Raw genomic sequence first — 11,310 nt, forward strand, 5'->3', positions numbered from 1 at the left:
ATGGAAGCCTTGTACCTTTTGATCCCGCTTAGCATCCTGATTGTGTTTCTCGCCATCTGGGTGTTTTTCCGCGCTTCCGATAGCGGACAGTTCGACGACCTGAAAGGGCCGGGCGACCGCATATTGCAGGACGATGACCGGCCCGGGAAGTAAGCTGCTTTACCTATTCTCGCGGCAACTGCTTGCGCATAGCGCGCAGATAGAAAAGTGCGTCATCAATGATGGGCATCAGTGCCAGCAGCAACAGGGCGCAGGCGAACGGCACGACAGTCATGAAGCCGACATGCTTGAAACCAAGCGCACCGATGATGCCGCCAATAAAAAACATGAGCAAAATGGCCATGTGTATCATCAGCTTTGCCTTGTTCGCATGGACATGACCGATTGCGGTTTTGTCGTTGCTGCGATTCCAGTAAAGCATTTTTCCCAGTTCTATACCCAGATCGGTAATGATGCCGGTGACGTGCGTGGTACGGATTTCCGCATTGGATATCTTGCTCACAATCGCATTCTGCAGACCCATGATGTAGCACAACAGAATGACGGTGGCGGGCAGGGTCACTGAGGTATAGGCGTTCAGATTGGCACCCAGCAGGCCGAATATCAGCAACAGCAGCGCTTCGATTGCCAGCGAGAGCGCGTATTCGGCGTGCATATTGCGATGCCTGGCCCAGTTGATCAGGATCGCTGTGGTCGCCGCACCGCACAGAAATGACAGCAAGGATCCCAGTCCTGCGAGCACGAGCAGGGCATTGCCCAGCACCAGATTGTCTGCCGTCGACGAAACGAAACCCGTCATGTGCGAAGTATATTGATGCACCGCGAGGAAGCCGCCTGCATTGACTGCACCGGCGACAAAGGCCAGAAAGACACCCAGCTGCTGATTTGCGCTGCGCGTTCTGGTGCGACCTGACAGGCGCCGCAAATAAGCAATAGGCATATACACGTCCACATCCACAAACAGTCAACCTATTATTTCGCAGGCGCATTCGCCAACTCGCTTACTATAGGGCATAAAAAATAATACGGAAAATATCCGATGTGCTGGATCCCGTCTTGATGCGGGACACACATGTAAGGCGAATCAGTAGTTTGTCCATTCTGTTTGGTTCCGATTTGATGCAAATCAAAATATCAAACGTCACTCCGCCGTACTCTTGCGGCATCATCATTGCATTCTAGGGGAGAAGGTTCAGTGGATACTGCGCTTAACTACAATTACAAGATCGTCAAGCAGTTCACGATCGCCACCGTTGTATGGGGCGTGATCGGGATGCTGGTTGGCGTTTTTATCGCAGCACAGCTGGCCTGGCCGGAGCTCAATTTCGATATTGCGTGGCTGTCTTACGGGCGCCTGCGTCCCTTGCATACGAATGGCGTGATCTTTGCCTTCGGTATTTGCGGCTTGTTCGCTACTTCATATTACGTTGTGCAGCGCACCTGTCAGGTGCGCCTGTTTTCCGATAAATTGGCTGCCTTCACCTTTTGGGGCTGGCAATTGGTGCTGGTGCTGGCCGTCATCACGTTGCCCATGGGCTGGACCCGCGCCAAGGAATACGCAGAGCTGGAATGGCCGATCACGATTTTGATCACCATCGTCTGGGTTGCCTACGCAGTGGTATTTTTCGGCACTATCGTCAAGCGCAAGGTCGCGCATATCTATGTGGCCAACTGGTTTTTCGGCGGCTACATCCTTGCCGTGGCCTTGCTGCACATCGTCAACGGCATCAGCATGCCGGCCTCGATCGGCAAATCGTACTCCGCATATTCGGGTGTGCAGGATGCGATGATCCAGTGGTGGTACGGCCATAATGCGGTCGGCTTCATCCTCACCGCCGGCTATCTCGGCATGGTGTACTACTTCATTCCAAAACAGGCGGAACGTCCGGTGTATTCGTACCGCCTGTCCATCGTCCACTTCTGGGCGCTGATCTTTACCTATATGTGGGCCGGCCCGCATCACCTGCACTACACGGCATTGCCAGACTGGACGCAATCGGTCGGCATGGTGTTCTCGCTGATTTTGCTGGCGCCAAGCTGGGGCGGCATGATCAACGGCATGATGACGCTGTCTGGCGCATGGCACAAACTGCGTTCCGATCCTATCCTCAAATTCCTGATCGTTTCGCTGTCCTTCTACGGCATGGCCACGTTTGAAGGCCCGATGATGTCGATCAAGACTGTGAATGCGCTGTCGCACTACACCGACTGGGGCATCGCCCACGTCCATGCCGGTGCGCTCGGCTGGGTCGGTTTCATCACCATGGGTTCCATCTACTACCTGATTCCGCGTCTGTCCGGCAAGAAGGAAATGTGGAGTACGCGCCTGATCGAAACCCATTTCTGGGTCGCCACCATCGGCATCGTGCTGTACATCGCCTCGATGTGGATTGCCGGCGTGATGCAGGGCCTGATGTGGCGTGCAGTCAATCCTGACGGCACCCTGACTTATACCTTTGTCGAAAGCGTGAAAGCCACGTATCCGTACTACGTGATCCGTTTTACCGGCGGTTTGCTGTACCTGTCGGGCATGCTGCTGATGGCTTACAACACATGGATGACGATGCGCGATAGCGAGGCGGTACACGCCCGCATCCCGGATGTCGTTGCGGCGCACGCGTAATTCACAGATCAAGGAGCAAATGAATGAAATTTTCACATGAATGGATTGAAAAGAATCCCTGGCTGCTGATCGCGCTGGTGACATTGGTGGTCAGCGTCGGCGGTGCGGTAGAAATCGTGCCGCTGTTCTTCCAGAAATCGACCACTGAACCGGTCGCCGGATTGAAGCCGTACTCGCCGCTGCGTCTGGCCGGTCGCGACATTTACACCCGTGAAGGCTGCTACAACTGCCACTCGCAAATGATCCGTCCATTCCGCGCCGAGACCGAACGTTACGGTCATTATTCGGTAGCCGGCGAGTTCGTCTATGACCGTCCGTTCCAGTGGGGCTCGAAACGCACAGGTCCGGATCTGGCGCGCGTAGGCGGCCGCTACAGCGACGAATGGCATCGGATTCATCTGGACAATCCGCGCCATGTGGTGCCGGAATCGAATATGCCCAACTACCCGTGGCTGGCAACAACCAAGCTGGTGCCGGAAGAAATCATTCCCAAGATGAATGCATTGCGACGACTGGGCGTGCCTTACACCGAAGATGAAGTCAAGGCAGCGCCGGACGAACTGGTCGGCAAGACGGAGCAGGATGCGTTGATTGCATATCTGCAGGGATTGGGCACTTTGATCAAGGCGAGACGCTAATCATGAATATTTCCATCGATGCCAGCAGCATCATGACAGTAGTGAGCTTTTTGACATTCATCGGCATTCTGGTCTGGACCTTCATCCTGCATCGCGGCAGCGATTTCGATGCGGTGGCCCGCGCGCCGTTTGCAGACGAGGAAGACCGGGAAAAAGCGGAGGGCGGCCATGTCTGATTTCACCAATGGTTTCTGGAGTATCTATATTACGGTGCTGACCCTGCTCGGCATCTTCGGTTGCGGCTTGCTGTTGTGGTCGCAATCGAAAGTGAAGATCAAGCGGGAGCCCGGTTCCACTCAGCAGATGGAAACCACCGGCCATGTCTGGGATGAAGATCTGACCGAACTGAATACACCCATGCCGCGCTGGTGGATGTGGCTGTTCTATATCACGATCGTATTCGCTCTGGCCTATCTGTTCCTGTATCCGGGACTCGGCACCTATGCCGGCAAGCTGGACTGGAAATCGAGCGGCGAATATGAAACGGAGCTGAAAAAGGCCGACGCTGAATATGGTCCGCTGTTCAGCAAGTATCAGCAGCAGGATCTGAAAGCCGTGGCTGCCGATCCGCAGGCGCAACTCATAGGCGAACGTCTGTTCCTGACTTACTGTGCGCAATGCCACGGTTCGGATGCGCGCGGCAACAAGGGTTTCCCCAACCTGACAGACAAAGACTGGCTGTACGGCGGTGAACCGGATGTCATCAAGGCGACCATCATGAAAGGGCGCCACGGCATCATGCCGCCGATGGGAGCCGCAGTCGGTTCGGATACGGATGTGGAAAACCTTGCGCATTACGTGCTGAGTCTGTCCGGCTCCAACTCCGATCCTATCAAGACGGTGTTCGGCAAACCCAAGTTTGCAGCCTGCGCGGCCTGCCACGGTGCAGACGGCAAGGGTAATCAGGCGCTGGGCGCACCGAATCTGACGGATAAAGTGTGGTTGTATGGCGGCAGCACGAACAGCGTCATGGAAACCATCCGTAAAGGGCGCGATAACATGATGCCGGCCTTTGACGATTTCCTCGGCGAGGCCAAGGTACATGTACTGGCCGCCTATGTATGGGGTCTGTCGAACCCGCAGAAGGTCGAGAGCGCACAAAAATGATGGATCAGGAAGAAGACCGGCGCAGGCGGTCTTCTTTTGCCATCGCCGAATGTCATCCGGCAGTCTTATCATTTGATTCTCGCATTGTTGTATAAAGCAGTATGCGTAATGGAAAGAATATGAGTAGCAGCGATCCGGAAGTTTCCGTCATCCAGATGTATGCGGCGCGCGAGGAAATCTATCCGCGCGAGACCAAGGGTCGCTACGCTACCTTGCGCTGGCTGTGCGTATGGCTGACGCAACTGGCGTTCTATGGTTTGCCGTGGCTGAGCTGGAATGGCCGGCAGGCGCTGCTGTTCGATCTGACGGCACGTAAATTCTATATTTTCGGTATCGTGCTGTGGCCGCAGGATTTCATCTATCTTGCCGCGCTGCTCATCATTTCAGCCTATCTGCTGTTTCTGGTAACGGCCATTGCCGGCCGTGTCTGGTGCGGCTTTGCCTGTCCGCAAACGGTCTACACGGAAATCTTTTTGTGGATAGAGCGGGTGATAGAAGGCAAGCGCAGCGCCCGTATGCGGCTGGACAAGCAGCCGGCATCCTTTTCCAAATTTGCCAAGAAAATCGCCAAGCACATGGCCTGGGGTGGCGTTGCCTTGTGGACCGGCTTCACCTTCGTCGCCTATTTCACTCCCATTCATACCCTGATGCAGAAAGTACTGAACCTGGGGCTGGGCCCGTGGGAGCTGTTCTGGATTCTGTTCTACGCACTGGCCACCTACGGAAACGCCGGCTGGCTGCGCGAACAGGTGTGCAAATACATGTGCCCGTATGCGCGTTTCCAGAGCTCGATGTTCGACAAGGATTCGCTGATCATTACCTACGATCAGAAACGCGGCGAGCCGCGCGGCATGCCGAGCAAGAGCGCCGACGAGGCGGACAAAAAGCTGGGCGACTGCATAGACTGCACGATGTGCGTACAGGTATGCCCGGTTGGCATCGATATCCGCGACGGCCTGCAGTATGAGTGCATAGGCTGTGCTGCCTGTGTGGATGCGTGCAATTCCGTGATGGACAAGGTAGGCTCGCCGCGCGGCTTGATACGCTACTCAACCGAGAATGCGCTGACTAACAATCTGTCACCCAAGGAAGTGCGGCGCCGCGCCTTCCGGCCGCGGGTGCTGATCTATACCGGCATCCTGCTGGCGATCGTGATTGTATTCATCACCGCACTGGCGCTGCGCACGCCGCTCAAACTCGACGTGATCCGTGATCGCGGTGCAATGGGCCGTGAAGTGGAAGACGGGATGATAGAAAATGTCTACCGTCTGCAGATCATGAACACTTCTGAATCTGCACATCGTTATCGCATCAGCGTGTACGGCATAGAATCGCTGCGCCTGGTTACACCGGATGAAGTCGATCTGGCTGCTACTGAAACACGCGCCGTACCGATACGCCTGCGTACCGATCAGGGGCAGGGCGAACCGGGTTCCAACAAAATTAGCGTGACGCTGCAGGCGGTGGATGACCGCCGTCTGCAAGTCACCGAAGATGCGGTATTTTTTGTGCCGCGCTGATACGCAAGAAAAGGAAAATACGATGGCACGCACAGCACCGCTACTGAACCAGACAGCAAATGAAGGACCCTGGTACAAACATCGCTGGCCGTGGCTGCTGATGCTGGGACCGTTCATCGTGGTCATCGCCGGAAGCATCACGATCTGGATTGCCGTTTCCAGGCAGGATGCACTGGTGGTCGACGATTACTACAAGCAGGGCAAGGCGATCAATCAGGATTTGCGGCGCGATCGTGTGGCCACTGATCTCGGTGTGCGCTTCAGCGCGCAGTACGATGCGTCCACCCGCATGCTGACGGGCAGCGTGGCGAATACGGCCAGACAAGCCACCGGCAACCTCAATATGCGGCTGATCCATGCAACCATTCCGGAAAAAGACCTCGTGCTGTTGCTGCAACCGGATCAAAACGGAAATTTTGCAGTAGCATTACCGGTGCTCGAGATGGGACGCTGGCAGGTTCTGGTCGAAAATGAACAGCGCGATTGGCGTCTGAACGCTCACTGGTCATGGCCGGCAGAACGCAAGATCGTGATTGAAGCAGATGAGGCAGAGAAAAAATAAAAGGGGAGCACACACAATGCGACGACTGTTGATGATCGTTCTATGGCCGTCTTTTCTCGCTGCGATTGTGGCGGAAGGCCTGTTTTTCTCTGTGTTCGATCCCTACCTGCTGACATTCAGCAGCAGCAAGGTCGCCTTGCAGCCGATGGCGGCTTATACGATAGGCTTCTTTGCCCTGTGGCTGTTCTGCGCGCTTTCCAGCTTTCTGACTCTTTATCTGAACGAAGAGCCGAAAAAAGCCGGATGACGCTATAGCAGTCTGGCGCTGCAATCAGCCGCAGGTTTCGGTGCCGGCGGCCATTGCCTTCAGAGTGACCGGATCGAGCAATTCGATTTCGCGGTTGCTCACTTTCAGCAAGCCCTGTTTCTTGAACTTGGACAGCAGGCGGCTGATGCTTTCTATCGTCAGGCCCAGATAGTTGCCGATATCCTCGCGCGACATGCGCAACTGGAAGCTGGTTGAAGAATAACCACGCGCCACGTAACGCGAAGCCAGATTGACCAGGAAGGCTGCGAAACGCTGTTCGGCGCGCATATTGCCGAGCAGGAGCATGACGCTTTGTTCGCGCGTGATTTCCTGACTCATCATGCGGTGGAAGTGGCGCAGCAGGATAGGCATGCTGCCAAACAATTCTTCCAGGCGCGGAAACGGAATCTCGCAGACTTCGCTGTCTTCCAGCGCAATCGCATCGCAATGATGACGATCGGTGCTGATGGCATCCATGCCCAGCAACTCTCCCGCCATCTGGAAGCCGGTGATCTGCTGTTCGCCGCCTGCATTGACCTGGTAAGTCTTGAAATGACCGATGCGCACCGCATACAGATTGGTAAACGGATCATCCATCCGATACAGATATCCATCGCGCGGCACCTTGCGACGACGGCCTATGATCTGGTCCAGCTTATCCATATCGTTTTCACCCAATCCCATCGGCAGGCACAACTGGTGCATGCTGCAGGTAGCGCAACTGGCGCGCACAGCGCTAACGGTGAGTGTCGGGCTAAGGTCAGGAGAGGGATTGCTCATGTCTTGGTCATGTATCTTAAAAGTAATGTGGCAAATACTTCATGGTTATATCCGTTGCAATCGGTTTGGCGATGTCTGCTACGGCTGTGCGTTTTCAAAACCGGTATAACGATCTGCGTTGATTACTTTTCTCAAACCAGCAGCAAGGGTAGTTTATCTTTAAGCTCCGCCCATTTTGCATGTTCGGGGAGAGGTTCCTTCTGCAGTCTGATACGTTTCCAGTCCGGATGCCGGGAAAGCGTCCGGTTCAATTCGACAAAATGTTGCTGCTCAGGCGAGATTTCCGCCGCATTAACGATCGCATTAACCGGGCATTCAGGCACACACACTGAACAATCTATGCACTCATCCGGATTAATCGCGAGAAAATTAGGGCCTTCGAAAAAGCAGTCCATCGGGCATACCGCCACGCAATCGGTATATTTGCATTGAATGCATGACTCGGTAACGACAAAAGGCATTTTCTCCATTCCATACGATGAGGCACAGACGACATTGTAACGTCAGCCAGACGAATAGCCGAATTTGTCATCGAATTTGCATGAGAAACAGGCTGTTAAAGCATGTTCACAATTGTTTTATTGACTTGCTTCATCCTGATATTTGGCAGATTGCACACTTTTCTCGTGCCGGCTTGTCCACGCAATCGACCGCAAGCGCGTTGAGCCTGCATATTCTGCGATTTTTAAAGAGAAAAGAATCGCATATTGAATTGCACAATATTCGCGCCTTCAGGCCAGGTCATCATGAGTAGAAGGTGTGAGCATGTTTGAATTGTTTTCCCCGCGCAAGGCCGATCGATCGCTGCTGGCGATCTCGCCCAATCGCTGGGACTGGGCCCTGTTGCCGCTGGTACTGATCGTGCTGCTCGCGGTGGCATTTGGCGCGGCGCAGATGAGCCGACCCTTCATGGTCGGCGAAGCAACGCCGATTTCGCTCGATCCAGCGTATCTGCCGTATTACCTGTTGCGCACCATTCTGCGCATGTTCATGGCGCTCGGGTTCTCATTGCTGTTCAGCTTTGTATTTGCCGCCATTGCCGCCAAATACCGAGCCGCCGAAAAAGTCATGATTCCGATGCTGGATATCCTGCAATCGGTGCCTATCCTCGGTTTTCAGGCCATTGCAATTGCGCCGTTCATCGCTTTCTTTCCCGGCAATCTGCTGGGCGTCGAGTGTGCAGCGATTTTCGCCATTTTTACTTCGCAAGCCTGGAATATGGCATTCAGCCTGTATCAGTCGATACGCACGGTGCCGTCCGAGCTCAATGAAGCAGCACGCGTTTTTCGACTGTCAGGCTGGCAGCGTTTCTGGCGCATGGAACTGCCTTATGCCATGCCGGGCCTGCTGTGGAACATGATGATGTCGATGTCGGGCGGCTGGTTTTTCCTGGTGGCGGCGGAAGCCATTTCGGTTGCCGGACAGGATATCAAGCTGCCCGGCATCGGCGCCTATATTGCGGTGGCGATCGAAGCCAGGGACCTGCAGGCGATTCTGTGGGCCATCGGTGCGATGCTGGCCGGGATTGTGCTGTACGACCAATTATTCTTTCGACCGCTGCTGGCATGGGCTGACAAATTTCGCTTCGAGGAATCGCAGGGCGATACGGCACAGCGTTCGTGGCTGCTGGATTGGGGACGGCGCAGTCGCTGGATGCGCGCCTTGTCGGATCGTGTCTGGAGCCTGTTGCGTCGCACGCTGGGCTGGTTCAGCCTGCAGCATGACGGCACCTCGCCGCAAACCAGCGCACGCGCCATCCACCCATGGTGGCCGCGCATCTGGAACGCGCTGATTCTGTTTGCAAGCTTGCTGGCCGTGTTCAAACTTGCGATGTTCATCCATAGCGATATCGGCCTGGCGGAAATATTGCACGTCGTGAAACTCGGCCTCATTACCTTGCTGCGTGTATTGCTGCTGATCGGACTGGCTTCGCTGATCTGGGTGCCGATTGCAGTCTGGATCGGCCTACGTCCGAAATATTCGCAACGCGTGCAGGGCGCGGCCCAGTTTCTGGCGGCATTCCCGGTCAATCTGATGTTTCCGCTGGTCGTGTATGTGCTGGTAAGCATGCAGCTCAATCCCAATATCTGGCTGAGTCCGCTGATGGTGTTCGGTACGCAGTGGTACATCCTGTTCAACGTTGTGGCCGGTGCGGCAACGATTCCAAACGAACTGCGGCTGGCATCCGACAATCTCGGCCTGAAAGGATGGCTGAAATGGAAACGCGTCTATTTGCCGGCAGTCTTCCCTTCTTATATAACGGGCGCCATCACTGCCAGCGGCGGCTCGTGGAATGCCAGCATCGTTGCAGAATATGTCACATGGGGCAAAACCACCCTGATTGCGGATGGGTTGGGCAGCTACATCAAGCAAATGACCGATATCGGCGATTTCCATCGCATCGGACTTGGCATAGGCGTGATGTGCATATTCGTGATGTTGTTAAACCGCTTCTTCTGGCGCAAGTTGTATTTGCTTGCCGAAGACCGCAGTCATTGAGGAAAGATGATGAGCCAGAATCTATTGATTGAATTGAAGGGGGTCGCCAAGTCGTTCAAGACGGCGGATGGCACGCCCTGCAATGTGCTGGAAAACGTGGATTTTGCACTGGCTGAAGGGGAAATCGTCGCCTTGCTGGGCAAGTCCGGTTCCGGAAAATCCACCTTGCTGCGCATTATGGCCGGGCTGATTCCTGCCGATCAGGGCACGACAAAGTATCGCGGACAGGACATTTACAGCCCGGTTTCCGGTGTCGCCATGGTGTTTCAATCGTTCGCCTTATTCCCATGGCTGACGGTGCAGCAAAATGTCGAGTTGGGACTGGAAGCGCAAGGCATGGCGCCGGATGAGCGTGAAAAATGCGCCGATGCGATGCTGGATCTGATTGGCCTGGCCGGTTTCGGCGGCGCCTTGCCGCGTGAATTGTCAGGCGGCATGAAGCAGCGTGTCGGCATTGCGCGAGGCCTGGTGACCGGCCCGGATGTATTGTTGATGGATGAAGCATTTTCCGCGCTCGATGTACTGACCGGCGAAACCCTGCGCGACGACATACTCGAAATGTGGGAAGAAAAACGCATTCCGACCAAGGGCATATTGATCGTCTCCCACAATATCGAGGAGGCGGTCATGATGGCGGACCGCATTCTTGTCTTGTCCAGCAGTCCCGGACGCATACGCAGTGAAATCAGGATCAATCTGCCGCGCCCCCGCAATGTCGACTCAGTCGAAATCAGAGGCTTGATCGATGAAGTGTATGCCTTGATGACCATGCGTACCCAGCCGGAAACAACGGCGGGCGGCATGGTTCTGCATGCGCCTTCCAGCCATCGCCTGCCGGAGACCGATGTCACGCATATCGAAGGCGTGCTTGATCTGCTGGCAGGTCCGCCGTTCAATGGCCGCGCCGATTTGCCGCAACTGGCGGAAGAATCGAAATTGCCGGATGAGGAATTGTTCCCTACTTACGAAGTGCTGGGCCTGCTTGGCCTGGCGCAGGTAGAGAAGGGCGATATCACGCTGACGGCACTGGGACATAGCTACGCGCAAGCCACGCACATGCTGCGAAAAGAGATATTCGGCCAGCAACTGCTGATGCATGTACCGCTGGCCAAACAGATACGCCAAAGCCTGGAGCAGGAGCCGAGCGGCACACTATCCGAGAAGCGTTTCCTTGATCTGCTGGAAGAGTTCCTGAAGGATGATGAAGCCAAGCGCGTACTCAAGGTGGTCGTCGAGTGGGGCCGCTACGGCGAAGTATTCGAGTATGACTACCATACCGGGCGGCTCAAACTGCCGGAAAGTGACGCCGCATAAAATGAGGGCGCTGTATACCG

At 55.2% G+C, this 11,310-nt stretch carries 13 protein-coding genes; 10 read left to right on the top strand and 3 right to left on the bottom strand.

Annotated elements, in window-relative coordinates:
• Positions 1-153, top strand: coding sequence for a cbb3-type cytochrome oxidase assembly protein CcoS (gene ccoS, locus ACIQW9_RS04185; protein ID WP_402333316.1), 153 nt, complete (start codon positions 1-3; stop codon positions 151-153).
• A gap of 10 nt (positions 154-163) precedes the next feature.
• Here ccoS and ACIQW9_RS04190 read toward each other — a convergent pair whose 3' ends face one another.
• Entirely contained in the window at positions 164-940 is a 777-nt protein-coding gene (locus ACIQW9_RS04190; protein ID WP_402333319.1) for a YoaK family protein, read from the bottom strand.
• A 255-nt stretch (positions 941-1,195) separates the two neighbouring features.
• Between ACIQW9_RS04190 and ccoN the strand changes: the two genes are divergently transcribed.
• The 7 genes from ccoN to ACIQW9_RS04225 all read left to right on the top strand — a co-directional run bounded on the left by ccoN (position 1,196) and on the right by ACIQW9_RS04225 (position 6,697).
• Positions 1,196-2,623, top strand: a complete 1,428-nt coding sequence (gene ccoN, locus ACIQW9_RS04195; RefSeq protein ID WP_402333321.1) for a cytochrome-c oxidase, cbb3-type subunit I — start codon at positions 1,196-1,198, stop codon at positions 2,621-2,623.
• A gap of 23 nt (positions 2,624-2,646) precedes the next feature.
• Complete coding sequence (gene ccoO, locus ACIQW9_RS04200) at positions 2,647-3,261, top strand: cytochrome-c oxidase, cbb3-type subunit II (protein WP_402333324.1); 615 nt, start codon at positions 2,647-2,649, stop codon at positions 3,259-3,261.
• A 2-nt stretch (positions 3,262-3,263) separates the two neighbouring features.
• Positions 3,264-3,437, top strand: a complete 174-nt coding sequence (locus tag ACIQW9_RS04205; protein ID WP_402333326.1) for a cbb3-type cytochrome oxidase subunit 3 — start codon at positions 3,264-3,266, stop codon at positions 3,435-3,437.
• On the top strand, positions 3,430-4,368 hold the full coding sequence (ccoP, locus tag ACIQW9_RS04210) for a cytochrome-c oxidase, cbb3-type subunit III (RefSeq protein WP_402333329.1): 939 nt from the start codon (positions 3,430-3,432) through the stop codon (positions 4,366-4,368). Before ACIQW9_RS04205 ends, ccoP begins: the two co-directional genes overlap by 8 nt.
• A gap of 119 nt (positions 4,369-4,487) precedes the next feature.
• The gene (ccoG, locus tag ACIQW9_RS04215; RefSeq protein ID WP_402333331.1) at positions 4,488-5,888 is read left to right on the top strand and encodes a cytochrome c oxidase accessory protein CcoG; all 1,401 of its coding nucleotides are present in this window, start codon (positions 4,488-4,490) and stop codon (positions 5,886-5,888) included.
• A gap of 22 nt (positions 5,889-5,910) precedes the next feature.
• On the top strand, positions 5,911-6,450 hold the full coding sequence (locus ACIQW9_RS04220; RefSeq protein ID WP_402333334.1) for a FixH family protein: 540 nt from the start codon (positions 5,911-5,913) through the stop codon (positions 6,448-6,450).
• 16 nt (positions 6,451-6,466) lie between these two features.
• Entirely contained in the window at positions 6,467-6,697 is a 231-nt protein-coding gene (locus ACIQW9_RS04225) for a hypothetical protein (RefSeq protein ID WP_402333336.1), read from the top strand.
• 24 nt (positions 6,698-6,721) lie between these two features.
• Here ACIQW9_RS04225 and fnr read toward each other — a convergent pair whose 3' ends face one another.
• Positions 6,722-7,477 carry a fumarate/nitrate reduction transcriptional regulator Fnr gene (gene fnr, locus ACIQW9_RS04230; RefSeq protein WP_402333339.1) on the bottom strand — a complete coding sequence of 252 codons (756 nt, stop codon included), beginning with the start codon at positions 7,475-7,477 and terminating at the stop codon, positions 6,722-6,724.
• A gap of 131 nt (positions 7,478-7,608) precedes the next feature.
• Positions 7,609-7,938: a ferredoxin FdxA gene (gene fdxA / locus ACIQW9_RS04235; protein WP_402333342.1), complete on the bottom strand. Its 330-nt coding sequence runs from the start codon at positions 7,936-7,938 to the stop codon at positions 7,609-7,611.
• A gap of 304 nt (positions 7,939-8,242) precedes the next feature.
• On the opposite strand from fdxA, the gene ACIQW9_RS04240 reads away from it, so the two are divergent.
• The gene (locus tag ACIQW9_RS04240; protein WP_402333345.1) at positions 8,243-9,976 is read left to right on the top strand and encodes an ABC transporter permease; all 1,734 of its coding nucleotides are present in this window, start codon (positions 8,243-8,245) and stop codon (positions 9,974-9,976) included.
• A gap of 9 nt (positions 9,977-9,985) precedes the next feature.
• Positions 9,986-11,290: an AAA-associated domain-containing protein gene (locus tag ACIQW9_RS04245; RefSeq protein WP_402333347.1), complete on the top strand. Its 1,305-nt coding sequence runs from the start codon at positions 9,986-9,988 to the stop codon at positions 11,288-11,290.
• The last annotated feature ends 20 nt before the right edge of the window (positions 11,291-11,310 follow it).

The sequence above is a fragment of the Herminiimonas sp. NPDC097707 genome (assembly GCF_044761395.1).
GTDB lineage: Bacteria > Pseudomonadota > Gammaproteobacteria > Burkholderiales > Burkholderiaceae_D > Oxalicibacterium.